The sequence below is a fragment of the Klebsiella michiganensis genome (genome assembly GCA_000963575.1).
GTDB lineage: Bacteria > Pseudomonadota > Gammaproteobacteria > Enterobacterales > Enterobacteriaceae > Cedecea > Cedecea michiganensis_A.
In genome coordinates, this window is record CP011077.1 from 1,109,776 (window position 1) to 1,128,070 (window position 18,295).

Genomic DNA, 18,295 nt, shown 5'->3' on the forward strand with positions numbered 1-18,295 from the left:
CTGCGACGCTTCACAATGGCGACAGAATGCCAAAACCATTTGTGCCTGACGAAGCATAAGAACTTGCATATCGAGAAAGAAAAACTATCTTGTCGGTATGTCGCCCTTTGCGGAAAAGAAAACATGAGATCGCTAAATCGCCTGAAATGGCTGCACGCTTTTGAAGCCACGGCGCGCCACGGCAGTTTTACCGGCGCGGCAGAAGAACTGGGGGTCACGCCAGCTGCGGTGGGCCAACTGGTGCGCTCGCTGGAGGAATGGGTCGGCCATCCGCTGCTGCACCGCACCCGCAGCGGGAAAGAGAGACTTACCTTAGTGGAAGAGGCGAAGGAGGCGCTGCGGGACATTACCGTTGGGCTGGACAGCCTCGAGCTGGGGCTGAATAAGCTGCGCGGCGCCAGAGCCCGCGCCGTGGTGGTGATAACCGCTTCTCAGGTACAGATGATGAACTGGCTGATGGAGCGCCTGAACCGCTTTTCCGAACAGTATGACAACATTGACCTGCGCCTTAACGTCACGGAAAAATTGACCGATGTGCTGCACGGCGAGGCCGACGTCGGCATACGCTGCGGCCCTGGCAACTGGCCCGGTTTGCAGTCAACGTGGTTAATGGATGAAGAGGCGGTAATTGTCTGCAGCCCGCAGCTGCTGACCGGCGTCACCGAAGCGGACTGGCTGTCAAAACAGAAGCTTATCTACGATGATACGCCGCATCCCGGGGCGAATTTCCCGGACTGGGAAACGATTTCCCGGAATATCGGCGTAGCGTTATGCGAGCAAAATGGCCTGCACATTAACTCTACGTCAGCTGTTATTCTGGCGGCACTTAGCGGGCGTGGTGTGGCGGTTGTACGCCGGGCGCTGGTGCAGCAACTGATCGACCTCGGGCAGTTGCGCCAGCTTTTCCCGCAGCACAAATGGCCGCTGACCTGGTCTTATTTTATTGTTCGTTCAGAACGATCCAGCCGCCGCCCGGAGGTCACGTTGTTCCATGACTGGCTGGTGGCAGAGACGGGCGCTACGCTTAAATAATGGAAAAACTCACCGAATTAAAGCGCGCCAAACGGCTGGCACTCTCACTCTTACTGATTGCTGCCGCGACGTTTGTCGCGACCTTATTTTTGCCTCCCAATTTTTGGATAAGCGGCCTGAAAGCTATTTCTGAAGCGGCGATGGTCGGTGCCCTGGCGGACTGGTTTGCGGTGGTCGCATTGTTTCGCCGCGTGCCGATCCCCTTTATCGCCCGTCATACGGCCATTATTCCGCGTAATAAAGACCGTATCGGCGAGAATCTTGGCAAGTTCGTGCAGGAAAAGTTTCTGGACACTCAGTCGCTGATTGACCTGATCCGTCGCCATGAACCGGCGCAGATGATGGGAACCTGGTTCCGTCAGCCCGAAAATGCTCAGCAGGTAGGGCGGCACTTGCTCAGGGTGATGGAGGCGTGGCTATCGTTGACGGACGATACGCGGATCCAGGGGCTGATTCGCCGGGCGGTGCATAAAGCCATTGATAAAGTCGATCTCAGTTATTCCAGCGCGCTGCTGCTGGAAAGTCTGACCAAAAATAACCGCCATCAGGCGCTGCTGGACTCGGTGATAGCTCAGTTGCTGGCGCTGCTGGAGAAACCGGCCAGCCGGGAATTTATTGCCCGCCAAATCGTCCACTGGCTGGAAACGGAGCACCCGGTTAAGGCCCGGGTGCTGCCCACCGAATGGCTGGGCGAGCAAAGCGCAGATCTGGTGTCCGACGCCGTTAACTCTCTTCTGGATGACGTGAGCCAGGACAAGACGCATCAGCTTCGTCGGGCGTTTGACCGTGCCGTGCAGCGACTTATCGACAGCCTGAAAAATGACCCGGAAATGGCTGCCAAAGGGGAAACTATCAAAAGTTACCTGAAGGAGGATGAGAAGTTTAATCTCTACCTCGGCGAGCTTTGGAACGACCTGCGGGGCTGGCTGAAAACAGATATCGCCAGCGATGACTCGCGGGTGCAACAGCGCATTGCCGAAGCGGGGCAATGGCTGGGAGAAACGCTAATGGCCGATGCTTCGCTCCGGGCCTCGCTGAATGAGCACCTTGAGCAGGCCGCCCGGCATATTGCGCCGGATTTCTCTGCCTTTCTCACCCGGCACATTAGCGACACGGTAAAAAGCTGGGACGCAAAAGACATGTCTCACCAAATTGAACTGAACATCGGTAAAGATCTGCAGTTTATTCGCATTAACGGCACGCTGGTTGGCGGATCGGTCGGGTTGGTGCTCTATTTGCTTTCACAACTGCCGGGGGTGATTGAGGGCTGGGGGCTGCGGTTTTAATGCACGGGGCGGCAGGCCCCGTGCAGCGTGGCTAGCCCTGATGGGGCATAAGTTTTGGGTCTCCTGCGAAAGCAGGTTTGCTGCTGCTTAATGCCTGTTCGTCAGCGCTGATTGAGCCGCTGTTGTCCGCCCAGACGCCTTCCTGTGTTTTGCTGATGGCCTGGTGCTGGCCGTTAAGGTTTTGCCCCATGGCGGCGATGTGCTGGCTTTCGGTTCCACCGCTGTTGTCGGCCCAGGGAATCACGGGGTCGGCCGCTGCGGCGAATAAAGGCAAGCAAATCGAGCTGGCAAGCAGCATTTTGATGGCTTTGTGCATGTTATTCACCTGCTGACATAAGCGTTTTGGGGGCCAGCTCCATAAGGAGGTGGCGGTACCGTTAAGTCTACTGCGGTGTGAAGCGGGCGCGGGCGGGGAAAAGTAAAAGAGCGTGTCATCTGCCACAATTACTTGCGGGCGATCCTTGAATATTCAATAAGATACAAATCCACTTTGTTTCTAATGAAATAATTAATCAGCTAACTATTTTGCGGAGCTTAGTCGGGAAACCTGAGGTGTAAATGGCACATTTCACGCCCTTTTAATTTAAAGTTTTCGCAGCCCTTCATCCGGCATTTTTCAGACGCAAAACCATCATGGGCAAGAATGGCGAGAAACTGTTTTGCGGCGTTGATCTCCGTCACGCCGGGCTCTGCGTCAGATATCAGCTTTAAAGCAAACAGGGGAAAAGATGTCTGTTCAGGTGCACACTCGAAATACCATTGTTGGCCACATTCCAGGCAGAGATATTGATTTTGTGAGTAGTCCAGAGCCGGAGAAAAATGCTCGCTATCGGGAGGCATGAAATAATCTGCATGCAGATGTTCCCCGATAAACTGAAATCTATTTTGCCCATAAGAAATATCAGCGACGTAGGCGGGGAGCGCCTGGCAATTGCACATCTGTTCGTTTACTCCAGTATAATTTGCACCCAATCATCCCAGCTCTCACAGTTCAGCGCTGACTCTACGGTGCCGGGCCGGGATGCTATCCACCATGCTTTGACCTCACCATATTCTGCTTCATTCAGGGAAAAAGGTCGCCACGGCGCCATTCTTCCGTCCTGGTCGCAGGGATCGCTCCCCGCCATAAAAAAGCTATTCAGAAAGGCTAATGGGGGAAAATAACCCGAGGTATCAATCATGCCAAAAATGCCGTAAAGCACCTGAGTGTTTTCCGTCAGGACTTGCTTTGCTTTGGAGACGTTATCCTGGGGCGGCTTTTCTTCACGCAGGCGCTTTAGGAGCCTGTAAAATTCCATCATGGTACGTACCTTACTTGCCGGGGTGACGCAGCGGGTAGGGTGTCCGCAGGCTGCCATGCCGCCATTTCCATTGGTTGCTCAGAAGTATTGCATAAAACACAATCCTGACGGGATGTTTGTTGGCTATACTGCCGCACTTTCTTTGATTGTAGGCCCGACGGCTATTTTAATGACGCTTAACCATTTCTGTTATTTTCTTCTGGCGCTCGCCGCTGCGGGCAGCGCTTTTATGCCTCACTCTTTGGTGATGTGGTTTTTGCTGGGGAATGTGCTCACGCTGCTGGTTTACGGGGGTGACAAGCTGGCTGCGGTAAAAGGCTGGCGGCGCGTGCCGGAGGCAACGTTGCTTATCTTCGGTCTGGTGGGGGGCTGGCCGGGGGCTATTTTTGCTCAGCAGGTCTTTCGCCACAAAACGCAGAAACAGCCCTTTAGACGCTGGTTTTTTATAACCGTGATAATAAACGTAATTTTCACTCTCGCCGTTATCTATGAGTTTTATTTATCTCGCTGATATTAATTGTAAAAGGCGGGTGGCGCCATGGGGCGATATCCAGTCCCCGGAGAGACGGCGGCCCGCGTATGCAAGCCAGAATGGAGTATTTATCCTTCGGCTGAAGAAGGCTGAGCGGCAGACGCTCAGGCAAATCTTGTCCGAATTCAGGCCGCAGGTGAACTGACCGCCGCAGCTTTCCCCCTACGTGACGTTTCGCGTCTTTCTTTTTGGCTTTTGTTGCCGCTCCGTTCAAAGAACGATTGTTTTAATGCAACTTAATAGCGCCCAAAGTGGCGCGTTTCTTTTCTTTTTGGCTTTGCCTTCGCATCACTCGCCGCCCGCTTTCAGCGGGGGGATTACTGCTACGTGAAGGATTTTAGCTATGAACAACATTTTACCTAAAAGCGGCGCAGAAAAAGACGCGCTAAAACATGAGATCAAAGCACTCTACGGCGTTCGGCCTTCTCTCCCAATCTACGAGCATGTGTTAGACGAATATCGCGCGCTCTTCATCGCCGACAACTACGGGTGCAGCGATGCCCCGCCGCTATATCACCCCTATTTTGATGTGACCGCGCTGACAGCCGCTCGCCGGTTGCGCCTCCTGTCTGTTCTGCCGTACATCGAGCGCTGCGACGTTACCGACTTTCTGAAAGCACAAGGCGAGAGCGATCCGGGCAGGCGCGCCGTTTTCGAGGCCGGGAAAAAGGAACTCCTGCGCCGGTGCATAACCTCCGGGCATAGGTCAGGCTCCCCGGAGCGGCTGTGTGAGGTGCTCAGGCATATTGAAGGGAAGCTAATTAACGACCTGGTCGCTAACGACGCCGTTAACGCCTACTCGGCGCGTCTGGCGGATAACGCCGAGTACATCAGGCAAGCGCTTGGCCGTGAGCCTCAGGAGCTGGAATGCCTGACCTACACCGCAGAGATTGAACAAATTCGACACCATGTTATTAACGAAGGGCTCGCCCGGCTGAATTCCGGCACGCCCGCCGCCGACGTGGCCGACTACTTGCGGAGTGGTCTTGTTCTTTGCCCTGGCGCTGGGGGGATTAAATGCAATTGTGGAGGAAAATTAGAGTCTTGCACTAGCCGGTGTGCGCGAGCAGATATGCGGCTTAGCTACGTCACTTGCCTGTTCTGCGGCTATAGCGGCGAAGAGAAGCTGTATAGCCTCAAAAGCGGTGAGTTGCTGGAGGAAGGCGAGAAGGCGACGGAATGGTTTTACGAAGCTGCCGAGAAGTCGGACATCCTTCGCCGGGGCGGGGAGTGATGTGCATTTGTGGTGGCTACATGCGCCGGCAAGATGCACACCACGGGCAAGGGCAAGGGCAAGACAGGCTAACCATCTCCTGGCGGCAATGCGTCGAATGTGAGCGCATCGGGTGGGAGAGGCTCTACGGCGTTGACGGCGGGTTACTCGACACGGGTAGCCCGGCGCGCAGGTGGTTTAACGAGGCGAGCGAGGGCGTTTTGCCCCAGCCGCCGCGCGTATCGGCTACCGCTCACCTTATCCCGCAGCAGCCACTAAAGAGAGCACCCGAGAGGCGTTTTTCTGTGCTCGAATACTTTATTTTCCCGGTGCTGTGGGGAGTGCTTGCTTTGGCTTTGGTCGAACTGCAGTTCGTCAGCTAGTTAGCTTTTCCGGTGTGGCTTCATCCAGCCGAAAACGCCTTTAGGCTGCGGCTTTGCTAGCGTGGTCTTTAGGTCGGCTATCTCACTGGTTAGCTCGTCGATCTGCTCTTGCATTTTGGTCAGTTGCGCTAACAGCTTTCCGACGTATACCGGCGGTTCGTCCTCTGCCTCTTGCGGCTCGCCATAAACCCGGAGAAGCTCAGCCGTCTCTATCTTTGTGTGTTCGTCGTCGGTGACGGCAGCGGAGAGTTTGCCACTCTCAAGATGGCGGTAAATTGTCTTGCGGGATACACCTGCCTGCTGCGCCGCCTCAATTACGCTAAGTAGCGCCATGTTTCACCGTCCTTATGCTTAAAAAAAGTCACAACAGTAGCGAGATTAATGCTTCATTACACCTGGTATTTAGATTTTTAAACCAACATTTTTAAAATATGTGGTAGGATTTTTCTTAACTTTTCTATTAAAGGGAAATTTATGCTGGGAAAGTACCTTTTGAATAATCTGATCGTATTCGATACCGATGCGCGAACATTGACGCTTATCGGCGAGCCACCGAATCCGGAAAAGCAAACCACCGAGCAAGTATTACTCCACACCCCCACCAGTAGTTGCCTGGAGCTGCTAATAGAGAATCAGGGCACTATCTTGCCGCAAGATGAACTATTAGATCGCGTCTGGAAGCAAAAAGGGATGCTCGTTTCTACGCATACCGTTTACCAGAACATTAGCCTCATACGCCGGGCCTTTACCCAGTTGGGGCTGTGTGACGACGTTGTCGTCACCATCCCACGCCGGGGCATGACGCTGGCCCTCTGTATCAAGGTCACGCGGCTCGATGAAGAACCTGTCAGCGATAACACCGACTCACTTAATCAAAAAAACATACCTGAAACCTCAGAAGCCTCAGATGTACCGGAAGCCTTAGAAAACCCGCCGAGTGATGAGCTCTCCAAAGCCAGAACCAAGGTCATTTTTGCTATTGCGGTGTCTTCTATGGCCTCGGTCGTCGTCCTGTGGGCAATTGCCTTCACCTTTGGCCGCTACAACACGCCAAACTACATGGAAAACTACGAACTTGCCCCAACAAGCGCGACAGGGTGCAAGGTTTACATTAACGCCAACATGCCTCGAAAAAGGCTGGAGCAGATCTTAAAAAATGGCCTGTTAGAGTGTGACCAGCGGGCATTTAACTACGTCACTGCCTACGCCGGCGTTAACCGTTTTTCGGTGATCAGCTGCGTGGCTAATATTGCCGGGAGCAAGCCGGGCTGCCGCTCTAAATTCTTTCTGGAAAGTGCAAAATGAAAGTTCGTTTGTATGCCATCTGCACCGCCGCCTTTGTCGCTGTAGCCGCCACTGGCTATTTTTTTGGGCATGAAAGCGCCCCCGCTGTAGTTAATGATATTTCGTGCAATGCAGATTTGAACATTTCAGTCGATGACCTTTACCTGACCGGAGTAATGAAGTTTCGCGCCGCCAACGGGCACGGGGTTATGCTGATAAATGGGAGTTACCCCCGTACAGCCGGGGGCTCTGGGGTTATAAACCGTAAGGTGTTTTTTGGTTATTCTCATTACGGGATAACGCTCAATCTCACTTCGAATAAGGTAGACGTTTTGCCCTCAGACACTGCGAATGAGAGAGAGCTGGCCATACTACTGCCGAAGTTTTTTTATACTCCCGATATCTCGCATAACTTTGGGGTTTACAGGCAGGGGCAAGGCTATATTTTCGCCGGCACTGCTGTCCCCTTTGTTTTTTGTTTAAAAAGCTAGCCCTCTCTTTACGCATCACTGCGGCTTCAAGGGGGGGAGAGGGCTAGCAAACCGTTAGAACTGCCCGTCCACATCGGGGACTAAACCGGAGTCTCCTTGAGTGTTGGCCGTCCTGCATATTTTCATCACACCGCCGCCCTCGACGGCGGTGGAAACCTCATCGCTACCGCGCTGGCGTCGTGGAAAGAACCGTTCCTGAGAAAGAACCCAGATGCCCCCGGCGCCACTGGCTGCGGCATCTTTTACATAATCTGCGCGAGTTGGTGTATTTCTGCCCTGGCCGTTGCGTTATCGGCGGCGTTTTGCGCTTTACCTGCGGCGGGAGTGACTCCGTCCGCGGTGGGCTGTGCCTTGTCTACTGCTTTTTTGCTATCACTAATCGCCGTATTTGCTTTATCAATCGCCGCTTTTTGTCGGCCATGTTTTTCGCGCTCTGATTAACTGGTGCTTTTTTACCGGCAGCCTCTTTAGTGTCCGGGTCAGTCGCCGTTTTGCGACTGTCGATTGATGCCGCGCTATCTTTAGCGACCCCGGAGCCGCTCTCACCTGCCGGAGGAACGGCTGGCGGGCTATCACCCGCCGCTATGCTGTCACTCCCGTTAGCCTCCGGGCGCTCGACCCCGAGCGCAATTGAGGCATCACCTGTTGCCGTGGTACGAGCCCCCTCCGTGACTGCGGGGCTGGCTACTGTGGCGGCAATCCCTGTGCCAGCCACTCCGATTGCTAGCGCCACAGCAAGCACGGTGTGTTTAAATTTTCGCGTTGTCTTTTTCATCTCGTTACATTTCCTGTGTCAGAAGCACCGCGAACATTTATGTAAGAAGCCCTGCGAACGTAACGGGGGATTGCTGGAAGCCCTATTAAAGTAATTTCATTTTATTTAACGTCGCTGCTTTAGATAAAACCTACTAAAACACTCAAGTTTAAAGTGCGGTAATTCTTTGCCTGTCGCTCTCAATCAAGATCCTGCGTCATCACACCCAAATACGAGGGTAATATTATTTTTCTTAAAAGAGAGAAATATCGGCGGCGCTCTCGTGTGTCTTTTGTGTGTGACACTCTGTGTCATATTAATTGGCGTTACTCTGTGGCTGGCAGTGTATTTCCCGGTAGAGCGGGGTTTTCATGGAGAGAGGAGGCCATGAAGTGCGGTAATGATTACGTTCAGGTGACACACGCGGCCACAATGCGTGCACTTATGGCTTTATCTACGCCAGCCTCAGCGGGCGAGGGCGAAATAACGCCTCCAACGAAAAACTGACGTCAGAAATAATGACCGTGAGCTATCTAAAGCACCTCATTTTTCTATAAGGCCCCGTGGCCGTTGAGGTAATGTTTATATTTCAACTTGCAGGCTGTGACTTACCTTATGTCCAGGAGTTACAAGATGAAAAAAATTATCATCCTTACTTACATTGCAGCTGTTGGTTTACTCGCTTTCACTATAGAAGGTCAGGCTGCAGACGAACTAACCGGCTGTGCGGCAAAGCGCGACGAGATCCAGCGCCAGATTGACTACGCGAGGGCTCATAATAACCAGCACCAGGTCGCCGGGCTGCAGGCGGCACTCACTGAGAACGCCACCCATTGCACCGAGGCGGGGTTATTGCGTGACCGCCAAAATAAGGTCACGGAGAAAGAGCGCAAGGTGGCCGAACGCGATGCGGAGGTGCGCAACGCGAAAGAAACCGGCAACGCGAAAAAGATTAAGCAGAAAGAGAAGAAAGCTGCCCAGGCGCGCGACGAACTGGCGGAAGCGGAAGCCGAACTACGCCGGTAAGCAGAAAATCTCTGCAGCTAACCAGCAAGGCGACCTGTGAGTTACCTGGTATAGTGGACATACACTATACCAGGTAATGTGCCGGGCCATCGTTTAATTTGCCTGGGTGACGGCAATCTGCAGTTAATTTTTTATTTCCTTCAGAAAAACACTATGAACATTTTTAATTACGCTGGAATTCCCGGTGCGGGCGTCATGGAATAGTTATGACCAATGATATTATTCCTTAAATATTAAAGGTGATCTGAATGGGGAAATGATTGGTTGTGGCGTTAATTATTACGCGATTAACTAAATTCAACCAGTGAGCTTGCATTGTGAGTAAATTGCAAACAGGAAGTATGCGGTAGATTTTATTATTTGTAAGATGCTGTTCGTTTTGCTCGTTCAATTAAATAGTGTTTATGTTTTCTGCTGATGCTTATTGTTCTTATATAGAGATATCGCATTCCGTAATTAATTTTACTCACCATTAACATTATCCCTGCTTGGGGATCTGCTGGTAATGCTGAGTTTTTTTATCCTTTGTGGAAAAATAATATGAAATTTATACACAGACCGAATCTGTATACAGAAGCTTCTATTTCCCCGGGGTTACGTCGTTTTGCCTGGCTTAATGTTTCCATACAGGCAGCCTTGCCACTTTTGATGGCCTTCTCGCCGGTCATGGCCAGCCCAGGTGAGCAACAATTCAGCCAGCACGCCGAACTGAAACAAGCCGCGTCAGCCCCGGCGAGCGATGACCATGGGCCACAGGCAAAGAAGATGGCCGGATACGCTTCACAGGCCGGGAACTTGCTGGCCAGCAAAGCCAATGGCGAGGCGGTGGCCTCAATGGTCAGAGGAAAGGCATCCGGGGCTGCCAGCGATGAAATACAGCAGTGGCTAAGCCGTTTCGGCACCGCCCGCGTACAGCTGGATGTGGACCAAAACTTCTCCCTGAAAAACTCACAGCTGGATCTGCTGATCCCTTTCTACGAACACATGGACACCCTGGCCTTTACCCAGGGCAGCCTGCACCGCACTGACGGGCGCACCCAGGCTAACCTGGGCGCCGGCCTGCGCCACTTCACGCCGACCTACATGCTCGGGGGCAACCTGTTCGGAGACTACGATCTGTCCCGGGGCCATATACGCGCGGGGGTAGGGGCGGAATACTGGCGTGATTTCCTGAAGTTGGGTGCCAATGCTTACCTGGGCCTGACGGGCTGGAAAGACGCTCCGGACCTGGCGGGGTACCAGGCCCGGCCGGCCAGCGGCTGGGACATCCGGGCGCAGGCCTGGCTTCCGGCCCTGCCGCAGCTTGGCGGGAAGCTTATTTATGAGCAGTATTACGGGAACGAGGTCGGCCTGTTCGGGGCGAAGAATCGCCAAAAGAACCCGTATGCCTTCACGTCAGGGCTCAACTATACCCCGATCCCGCTGGTCACCCTGGGCGCAGAGCAGCGCCAGGGCCAGTCAGGCAAGAGTGACACCCGCTTCACCCTGGATTTGACCTACCGCCCCGGTGTGCCGTGGCGGCATCAGGTTAACCCGGCTGCGGTGGCGGCGATGCGTAGCCTGGCAGGCAGCCGGCATGACCTGGTTGAGCGCAATAACAATATCGTGCTGGAGTACCGCAAAAAGGCAGACATTCGCCTGCGGGCGGCGGGCCTGATTACCGGCTATGCCGGCGAGCCGAAGTCCCTGGGGGTCTCGGTCACCAGCACGCACGGGCTGGCCCGTATCGAGTGGGAGGCCGCGGAGCTGATGGCTGCCGGAGGTCAAATTGTGCAGAGCGGGGCGGATTATACGGTGCATTTGCCGGCCTGGCGTGCCTCCCCGCAGGGGGGAAACACGTATGCGGTGCATGGCGTGGCGGTGGACTCAAAGGGTAACCGCTCCGGGCGGAGCAATACGCAGGTCACGGTTCTGTCGGCGGCGGGGCTGGTGCACCAGCAGGTGTCCTCCTTCACGCCGGCAAGCAGCGTACTGCCGGCGGACGGGACGAGCACGCAGGTCCTGACCCTGTCACTGAAAGACGAGAATAGCCAGCCGGTGGATCTCGATGTGAAAGAGATAGGCCTGACCAGCAGCGCGCTGAAAAGTGCCACGCTGTCCGGGTTGACACAACAATCCCCGGGCGTCTACACCGCCACGCTAACCGCGGGGGTGGACGTGGAGACGGTGACGTTAACCCCGGCAGTGAACGGCATCGCGCTGGCCCCGGCCAAAGTCACGATTGTCCGTACCCTGCCGGATGCCGGGCAATCTCTGTTCACGGTGAGCCAGGGGAGTATTCCCGCCGATAACGTAGCGGTCTCGACGCTGACGCTGGTTATGAAGGATGCCCAGGGTAACGCCGTGACAGGCCTGAAAGACAGCCTGGCGTGGGTGATACAGGACGCGGGCGGGAATACGCCTGCCGCGGGGGCCATTACGGCGAGCGCTGTCACCGAGAGCAGCACTCAGGGGACGTACACGGCCAGCCTGCAAGGCACCCTGGCGGGTAAATACGTGGTCGTGCCCTGGTACAACGGCTCAGCCATTGGCAGCCTGAGCGCGGAGGTGACGCTGTTGGCCGGCGCTCCGGATAATTTAGCGTCCACCTTCACGCCGGGCCCGGCGACGATCCCCGCCGATAACGTAGCGGTATCTACCCTGACGCTGGTTATGAAGGATGCCCAGGGTAACGCCGTGACAGGCCTGAAAGACAGCCTGACGTTGGAGATAAAAGACACCCTCGGCAATACGCCTGCCGCAGGGGCCATTACGGCGAGCGCTATCGCGGAGAGCAGCACTCCGGGAACTTACACGGCCAGCCTGCAAGGGACCCTGGCGGGTAAATACGTGGTCGTGCCCCGCTACAATGGCGCAACCATCGGCAGCATGAGCTCGGAGGTGACGCTGTTGGCCGGTGCTCCAGACCAGGCAATGTCCGGCATCAAGGTGGACAAAAGTGGTTATACCGCCGGAGATGAGATGACCATTACGGTGACGGTGAAGGATGCCCAGGATAACCCAATATCCGGGGCTTTAACCAGGCAGGATCTTAATACTAAGCTTGTTATTGATGGTGTCCTCGACTCCGCCGTGCGCTCCTTTAAGGATAATCAGGATGGAACGTATACGATAAGGGTACAGGTCACAAAAGCCTTAGGGTACAAATATGATAAGAGGGATCTTCAGAAGGTTGAACTGAAGCTCAATGGCTGGATTCAGACTGCGAACTTTGATGTGGAGCCTGGTCGTACAACTTCTTATAACTATTCTCTCAATCACTATAGATATGTCGTTGGCGAAGAGATAACCGCCACTCTGAGGCCGGTGGATATATACAAAAACCCAACGCCATGTCAAGGGGCTGTCGAGGTGCTATCGTCATTCGTAACTGTTTCTGGCCAAACTTGCTCGAAAAATCAGGGGGCTGAGTTTATTATTTTAAAAGCTGTAACGCCAGGAGCAAACCGGACGCTAAGTTTCCGCGTGCATGGAATAACGAAGGTTACATCCGCTACGAAGTTTGACATTGTCGCTGCCACGCCCTAACTGACAATGCCCTGACCTGATGCCCCCAATAAACGCTTTATTGGGGGCATCATCAAAATGGAAGCCATACCGGGAAGGGAGCAATTCTGTTGCGCTTCAGCGGATCTTCTTCGGAGTGGTATCTATGGAGTCTGCTTAGCCGGGGATATAGGTCTATTCGGCAGGTGGCTATTGAGGCCTGCGTAAGATCAGTCGCAGTATCCCCCGACAGACATGACAACTTTTTCTTTGGGTTTTGCAGTATCAATCTGTCGTGCATTTAGTGGCATAAGGAGCCCCTCATTTCCATTGAACGAGATGAACCCCCTCAAAGGCACCCAGCACCCAGATTCGGGGGTATAACTGAGCTGGCCCCGAGAGCGCTCGTGACAGAAAAACTCAGTAGACCACTTCACAGTCCCTTGATATGCAAATTAAGGCCCTCAAGGAAGCGCTGATAATTATGGAACAGTAGCCGAACCATCAAACTCGGGATAAATTTTTGCCAGATTCTGGAACTGATTGAAGCGATTTTCATCCCGCAATAGCTCGGCCTGGCGGCGTTTCTCCCGGGCATCTAGCCTGAATGAGATACGCACGGTGCCCGGCAACACGGCCTGCTGATTCAGAACCTGTAGGCGATCGCGCTGCAGGGCGGTGAGTCGGTTTTCCTGTGCCCTGAGGAAGTCCATAAATATAAAAAGTGCCCTCAGAAATGCCCATCTTTCTGCAGACTTCCCCGACGCGAGGGGCGGTTTCGGCCTGTTTCAGCGCAAACCCGATCTGTTCTTCGGCATCACGGGGCTTTTTCATGGAGATATGCCTCCTTTGGGATGGAAGAAAGACCGGTGACTTCAGTTTAGACTAGCTCTGTTTTCAGAGAGGAGAAAAAATATAAGGAACTAAAACGTGTGTGCTCATGCAACGCTATAAATCAGCGTTTGAAGTTTAATGTAATATAAAGTAAAAATAATTAAAGATTGTGAGTAAAATATGGAGATATAGATTTTATCTGAAATGCTTTCACGGTATTAACAAAATTTAATTCTCACTCCGATTGGCTAGATCCCCCAGATTCAGGCCAATTAAGGCGACAGAGTGCGTGCATAAGAAAGTGAAATTATCAATAATTACCGTTTCATAAATAATGATTTTTTTTCAATGCGTTACCATTCTCTGGAGTTGGAGGAAAGCCAAGCTATCTCTAATTATATCTCCTATTTATCATCACCTTATGCATAGTTTATTTTTGCAATCCTTAATGATAATCATAATGATTATCAGTGTGAGTTGCATTATGTTATGTGTGTATGCTAAAAGTCACAGGCGGTGTTTAATTATTATCTCTGGAGATACAAGGATGAGTATTGAGTTTTTAAATAGAAAATTAAAAGCAGGTATATTTATTCCTGTTATGAGTTTCAGTGTCCCTGCTTTCGCAGACGATGAGATCTCAATGAATAGCGATGATATAATGGTGGTCACTGCCTCTGCCATTGAGCAGAGAATCAAAGATGCCCCAGCCAGTATTTCTGTAATCACATCCCAAGAACTTCAGCAGAATATAGGTAAATCTTCCACTGACCTTGCAGATATTCTTAGCCGGGTTACGGGTGTATCAAAAGCAATTGGCGTCGACGTCAGCTCCGGTATTCAAATTCGAGGTATGCCTGGAGCCTATACGTTGTTGCTTGTAGATGGTAAGCGTATTGGCTCCAGCAACGGCATTAAATCCACACAGCAAAACTATTTCGACGATATCAACTGGTTACCGGTAGAATCTATCGAACGTATCGAAGTTGTCCGGGGCCCAATGTCTGCGCTGTATGGCTCAGATGCCATGGGTGGCGTGGTCAACATCATTACTAAGAAGAATGCTAAAACTGACTGGCATGGATCGCTAACCGCCGGCACCCGACAGCCCAAAGATTCTAAGCGGGGTGATACCAATACCTGGACCGGCACGGTGGGTGGGCCGTTAGGATACGGTTTTGATCTACGCATGAATGGCTCCTGGAACAAACGAAACGCAGATATCAGCGATACCGGAGCATTACGTTGGGGTAGCGGCCTGGAAGGGAAAAAGCTCTACAACTATGGTGCGGAGTTGGGCTGGGACATCAATGATAATCATCGCCTCTCTGTTTCAACGCAACAGGGTATAGAGGAAGGTATTCCTGGCACAAATACCAACGGCGATTCCATCGGATTGCGTGGTATAAATAAGCTTGAGCGTGAAAACTACTCCGTAGATTACCGCGGCCTGTTTGATTTTTTCTCCGCCAAAATTGCCGCTTATCAGAATACTTATAAAAATGCTGCAAGTAATGTTCCTGTAATTAGTGGCGGCGTGGCCGTTGGTACTCAGGACACAAAACTATGGACCCGAGAACGTATTGTGGAGGGCGATTTCAACCTGCCATTCGAATTCGTGCTGCCACAAAGCCTGACCATCGGCGGACAATGGAAACAAGAGGAACTGAATAATCCCCGTTCACTCGGCGTCACTGCTATTTCACAGGATACTTATGGTATTAACACCGGTAAGGCCACGACTAAAGGCCTATTTGTTGAAGATCAGATAAACCTGCTAGATGACCTGACGCTGACATTTGGTTTTCGTCATGACTATACGGATTACGGCAACAAAACTACACCTCGCGCCTATCTGGTTTGGCACACAACAGATTATTTAACCTTTAAAGGCGGCTATTCTGAAGGCTTCAAGACCCCCGGGATACGTCAGGCAAGCCCAGGATTTATCGAAACATCTCAAGGGGCAGCTTGTAATGGCTATGCCGAATATACGGGTGGCGGTTGTTACACTATGGGGAACAACAGCCTCAAGCCTGAAACATCTGATAACTGGGAAATCGGTGCCTTGTTTGATTATGAGGGCTGGAGTGCCGGACTTACCTTCTTTGACAGTCGTTTCAAAGATAAAATTGCCACATCCCCGTTGGGATACACATATGGCCCAGGCAACGGGTTTTGGCTGGAGCGCGTTAATCTTGATAATGCCCATACTCAAGGTGTTGAGGGTTCACTAGCTATCCCTCTGATCAGTGAACCCAAGGGACAATGGCTACAGAAACTCTCACTAAGCAATAACTTCACCCGGATGATTAAGGCAGAAGATTCACGGGGTGTGATGCTGGTAACTACACCCAGATTGGCCACCTGGTCATCCCTTGACTGGCAGGTAACTAACGATCTGAGCTTGGCATTTACCGCCCAGTATTACAGTAAAATGCTGGGGTTGGGTAGTGAGGCAGATCAAGCATCTCGTGGTACAACTGCCACCGCACGTATTCGCGATGCCTATACAATCTATGGGCTCTCTGGACAGTATGTGGCAACTAAAAATCTGAAATTTAACGCCGGAATAGACAACCTGTTTGATAAAAACCCGACCCCTTCAGAGCCTTCCGGGAGTACAATCAGTGGTAATAACTACTATGTACCTGGTCAGACGTTTTACGCCTCAATGACAGCATCATTCTGAAAGAATGATGCTGTCCTGCCGTGTGTTCACCGGTGCCTCCTTGTGAGGCACCAGATAGCGAGAAACGTCGCCTACTCATCTCAGTCTACTGCTTATTCAGCCGGGGGAGAGTGCGACAGCAGGCCACCATATCATCGGCTTTGTGGCCTGGGCGCCTGGTCCCTCTGATGAGTTTGTCACCGAAGCTGAGCGGCCATGCTGCGATGACCAGCCATTTCATCATCCGGAATGACGGTAACGTCTACCAGCGGGAAAGCACTGCTGTAGAGTTTGCCAGCCAGCGTTGGATCATCAAACTCATCCAGCCACAAGGTGGAATTAGACAGAATTGATTTATGCAACGCAGGATCGTGCGGGGCATAATAAAACTCAACGAAAGTCTGTTTTCCGCTGAATTTACTCACTTCGACCCAGGCAACATCGGTAGGATCACTATCCTGCAGATTATCTCTCTCTACCATCAGGAAGGGTGTCATCAAATTCCAGCGATAAATGTTCCCTGGATGAGGCGTATATGAGGCAGTCTGCAACCTGGCTTTTGGGATGATTGATATAGAAAGATGCCACTTCCGGATGTGTTCCCATTTTACCCAGATCCACGCAACCGCTTAAACACAGAGTGGGGGAAAAGAATAAGAGGTTTATTCATGAAGCGACACCTCAATGCTTAATGCCAATTGCGATGGTCAGTCATCAACGCGCGTTAAAACGTACCACCGCTACATAACAGATCGTTTACGTCCAACAAATGTCCAGCGCAGGTAGTCGTAAAGCCAGTTAAACAGCAGGGTGTATGGCAGGAAAAACAGAATCAGACCAACCTCCACAAAAAAAGCTTCAGTCATTGTTAAATCCAGCATAACCATCGCGACAGGGATTAATGTGATGATAAGTCCGGCTTCAAAACCAACCGCATGGATTGCCCGCACGAGAAAGGTTCGTTGAAAGCGGTATTTTTTCTGCAGCGCGTCAAAGAGTTTGTTAAACACAAAATTCCAGGCCGTCGCGGTAAGTGCTGATATCACGGACAAAGAACCCGACTGGAGTACCGACACGTTCATCAGCCAGGCAAGCGACAGCGCGGTGATAACGTTCGCTGTCACTTCGAAAATGACAGCATGGAAGATTCTCTCTTTAAAACTTTTATCCAGTTCAATTTCCATTTGCTTGGGAAGCTTATTTCAAAAGCTGAAGTATATCATACATATTTCTACCACCTCTAAACGGGCAGGTTGGGTTGAGGTGGAACGACGTGACAGGCAGTCCGACGAGCACTGTTGCAAAGTTAGTGATGAGGCAGCCTGATCCTGACCCCGAATATGCTCCAGTCATAATCAGGAATAACCGGCTTCATGTTGGTTGCATGTTCTGGCAACCGGCAGACTTTTCAGCAAATTCGGACGGGGTCATCCAGTCCTGCTCAGAATGAGGGCGTCTCTGGTTATAGTGTATGCGCCAGGCTTCGATTTTGTACCGGGCATCCTCCAGCGACATGAACCAGTTTTCGTTCAGGCACTCCTGCCGCAGCCTGCCGTTGAACGACTCCACGGTCGCATTGTCCGTGGGTGTTCCCGGGCGTGAGAAGTCAATCCGGAAACTCCTTTCATACACCCATTTGTCCAGCATTTCCCTACAAATTCAGAGCCGTTATTGGTTTTCAGCCATTGTGGTAAGGGGTATCTGAGCGCAATGGCGTTCAGCATCTCTGCGACCTCCGTTGAACGCAGATTCTGACCCACGCAAATCCCCAGACATTCGCGCGTGTAGAGATCAATGACCGTCCGCAGACGTAGCCGGCGCCCGTCAAATAAGGCGTCAGAGACAAAATCCATGCCGCAGACATGATTTGGATACAACCCCTGAGGCTGGGGCTGTCGCCGCTGTGCCGATTTATTTCGGCGTGGGCGGTTTGAGACGCAGGGACAGACCCTGCTCGCGATAGAGTCGGTAAATACGTTTAGGGGGCTGACGGCTAATCATG

Annotated in this window: 14 protein-coding genes and 5 pseudogenes; 10 read left to right on the forward strand and 9 right to left on the reverse strand. The window is 52.2% G+C overall.

All coding sequences use genetic code 11. The features are described from left to right. The first annotated feature begins 123 nt into the window (after window positions 1-123). Together VW41_05195 and VW41_05200 are read left to right on the forward strand one after the other, a co-directional pair. The gene (locus tag VW41_05195; protein ID AJZ88482.1) at window positions 124-1,032 is read left to right on the forward strand and encodes a LysR family transcriptional regulator; all 909 of its coding nucleotides are present in this window, start codon (window positions 124-126) and stop codon (window positions 1,030-1,032) included. After that, entirely contained in the window at window positions 1,032-2,318 is a 1,287-nt protein-coding gene (locus tag VW41_05200) for a membrane protein (GenBank protein ID AJZ88483.1), read from the forward strand. The genes VW41_05195 and VW41_05200 overlap by 1 nt, the downstream gene beginning before the upstream one ends. A gap of 31 nt (window positions 2,319-2,349) precedes the next feature. On the opposite strand, the gene VW41_05205 is transcribed toward VW41_05200, so the two are convergent. From VW41_05205 to VW41_05215, 3 genes are all read right to left on the reverse strand, one after another. Next, a complete protein-coding gene (locus tag VW41_05205) occupies window positions 2,350-2,634 on the reverse strand; it encodes a membrane protein (protein AJZ88484.1) in 285 nt (94 codons plus the stop codon). Window positions 2,635-2,852: 218 nt separating this feature from the next. Continuing rightward, window positions 2,853-3,257 (reverse strand): hypothetical protein, encoded by a 405-nt coding sequence (locus VW41_05210; GenBank protein AJZ88485.1) that lies wholly within the window; start codon window positions 3,255-3,257, stop codon window positions 2,853-2,855. 8 nt (window positions 3,258-3,265) lie between these two features. Continuing rightward, window positions 3,266-3,616: a membrane protein gene (locus VW41_05215; GenBank protein AJZ91864.1), complete on the reverse strand. Its 351-nt coding sequence runs from the start codon at window positions 3,614-3,616 to the stop codon at window positions 3,266-3,268. A 172-nt stretch (window positions 3,617-3,788) separates the two neighbouring features. Between VW41_05215 and VW41_05220 the strand changes: the two genes are divergently transcribed. From VW41_05220 to VW41_05230, 3 genes and pseudogenes are all read left to right on the forward strand, one after another. Then, window positions 3,789-4,130: a DNA-binding protein gene (locus VW41_05220; protein AJZ91865.1), complete on the forward strand. Its 342-nt coding sequence runs from the start codon at window positions 3,789-3,791 to the stop codon at window positions 4,128-4,130. A 364-nt stretch (window positions 4,131-4,494) separates the two neighbouring features. Continuing rightward, window positions 4,495-5,151 (forward strand): annotated as a pseudogene (locus tag VW41_05225) (hypothetical protein). A 233-nt stretch (window positions 5,152-5,384) separates the two neighbouring features. Continuing rightward, the gene (locus VW41_05230; protein AJZ88486.1) at window positions 5,385-5,747 is read left to right on the forward strand and encodes a hypothetical protein; all 363 of its coding nucleotides are present in this window, start codon (window positions 5,385-5,387) and stop codon (window positions 5,745-5,747) included. Window positions 5,748-5,816: 69 nt separating this feature from the next. Here VW41_05230 and VW41_05235 read toward each other — a convergent pair. After that, window positions 5,817-6,080 (reverse strand): annotated as a pseudogene (locus tag VW41_05235) (hypothetical protein). A 141-nt stretch (window positions 6,081-6,221) separates the two neighbouring features. Between VW41_05235 and VW41_05240 the strand changes: the two are divergent. Further along, window positions 6,222-7,052, forward strand: a complete 831-nt coding sequence (locus VW41_05240; GenBank protein ID AJZ88487.1) for a hypothetical protein — start codon at window positions 6,222-6,224, stop codon at window positions 7,050-7,052. Window positions 7,053-7,147: 95 nt separating this feature from the next. Beyond that, window positions 7,148-7,522, forward strand: a pseudogene (locus VW41_05245) (hypothetical protein). 355 nt (window positions 7,523-7,877) lie between these two features. Here VW41_05245 and VW41_05250 read toward each other — a convergent pair. Then, on the reverse strand, window positions 7,878-8,297 hold the full coding sequence (locus VW41_05250; protein ID AJZ88488.1) for a hypothetical protein: 420 nt from the start codon (window positions 8,295-8,297) through the stop codon (window positions 7,878-7,880). A 612-nt stretch (window positions 8,298-8,909) separates the two neighbouring features. On the opposite strand from VW41_05250, the gene VW41_05255 reads away from it, so the two are divergent. Together VW41_05255 and VW41_05260 are read left to right on the forward strand one after the other, a co-directional pair. Next, entirely contained in the window at window positions 8,910-9,302 is a 393-nt protein-coding gene (locus VW41_05255) for a hypothetical protein (protein ID AJZ88489.1), read from the forward strand. A 540-nt stretch (window positions 9,303-9,842) separates the two neighbouring features. After that, window positions 9,843-11,699 (forward strand): annotated as a pseudogene (locus VW41_05260) (invasin). 1,571 nt (window positions 11,700-13,270) lie between these two features. Here the strand turns inward: VW41_05260 and VW41_05265 are convergent. Then, on the reverse strand, window positions 13,271-13,501 hold the full coding sequence (locus VW41_05265) for a hypothetical protein (GenBank protein AJZ88490.1): 231 nt from the start codon (window positions 13,499-13,501) through the stop codon (window positions 13,271-13,273). A gap of 605 nt (window positions 13,502-14,106) precedes the next feature. On the opposite strand from VW41_05265, the gene VW41_05270 reads away from it, so the two are divergent. Continuing rightward, a complete protein-coding gene (locus VW41_05270) occupies window positions 14,107-16,314 on the forward strand; it encodes a CirA (protein ID AJZ91866.1) in 2,208 nt (735 codons plus the stop codon). 176 nt (window positions 16,315-16,490) lie between these two features. On the opposite strand, the gene VW41_05275 is transcribed toward VW41_05270, so the two are convergent. The 3 genes and pseudogenes from VW41_05275 to VW41_05285 all read right to left on the reverse strand — a co-directional run bounded on the left by VW41_05275 (window position 16,491) and on the right by VW41_05285 (window position 18,294). Further along, window positions 16,491-16,790 (reverse strand): hypothetical protein, encoded by a 300-nt coding sequence (locus VW41_05275; protein ID AJZ88491.1) that lies wholly within the window; start codon window positions 16,788-16,790, stop codon window positions 16,491-16,493. Between the two features lie 243 nt (window positions 16,791-17,033). Next, window positions 17,034-17,477 carry a membrane protein gene (locus tag VW41_05280; GenBank protein AJZ88492.1) on the reverse strand — a complete coding sequence of 148 codons (444 nt, stop codon included), beginning with the start codon at window positions 17,475-17,477 and terminating at the stop codon, window positions 17,034-17,036. Between the two features lie 187 nt (window positions 17,478-17,664). Next, window positions 17,665-18,294 (reverse strand): annotated as a pseudogene (locus tag VW41_05285) (transposase). Between the last annotated feature and the right edge of the window lies 1 nt (window position 18,295).

Bases quoted from the DNA above. Each gene is read 5' to 3' on its own strand.
- VW41_05230 (AJZ88486.1), top strand. From the start codon at position 5,385: ATGTGCATTTGTGGTGGCTACATGCGCCGGCAAGATGCACACCACGGG.
- VW41_05195 (AJZ88482.1), top strand. From the start codon at position 124: ATGAGATCGCTAAATCGCCTGAAATGGCTGCACGCTTTTGAAGCCACG.
- VW41_05255 (AJZ88489.1), top strand. From the start codon at position 8,910: ATGAAAAAAATTATCATCCTTACTTACATTGCAGCTGTTGGTTTACTC.
- VW41_05210 (AJZ88485.1), bottom strand. From the start codon at position 3,257: ATGTGCAATTGCCAGGCGCTCCCCGCCTACGTCGCTGATATTTCTTAT.
- VW41_05220 (AJZ91865.1), top strand. From the start codon at position 3,789: ATGACGCTTAACCATTTCTGTTATTTTCTTCTGGCGCTCGCCGCTGCG.
- VW41_05215 (AJZ91864.1), bottom strand. From the start codon at position 3,616: ATGGAATTTTACAGGCTCCTAAAGCGCCTGCGTGAAGAAAAGCCGCCC.
- VW41_05280 (AJZ88492.1), bottom strand. From the start codon at position 17,477: ATGGAAATTGAACTGGATAAAAGTTTTAAAGAGAGAATCTTCCATGCT.
- VW41_05265 (AJZ88490.1), bottom strand. From the start codon at position 13,501: ATGGACTTCCTCAGGGCACAGGAAAACCGACTCACCGCCCTGCAGCGC.
- VW41_05250 (AJZ88488.1), bottom strand. From the start codon at position 8,297: ATGAAAAAGACAACGCGAAAATTTAAACACACCGTGCTTGCTGTGGCG.
- VW41_05240 (AJZ88487.1), top strand. From the start codon at position 6,222: ATGCTGGGAAAGTACCTTTTGAATAATCTGATCGTATTCGATACCGAT.
- VW41_05270 (AJZ91866.1), top strand. From the start codon at position 14,107: ATGTTATGTGTGTATGCTAAAAGTCACAGGCGGTGTTTAATTATTATC.
- VW41_05200 (AJZ88483.1), top strand. From the start codon at position 1,032: ATGGAAAAACTCACCGAATTAAAGCGCGCCAAACGGCTGGCACTCTCA.
- VW41_05205 (AJZ88484.1), bottom strand. From the start codon at position 2,634: ATGCACAAAGCCATCAAAATGCTGCTTGCCAGCTCGATTTGCTTGCCT.
- VW41_05275 (AJZ88491.1), bottom strand. From the start codon at position 16,790: ATGACACCCTTCCTGATGGTAGAGAGAGATAATCTGCAGGATAGTGAT.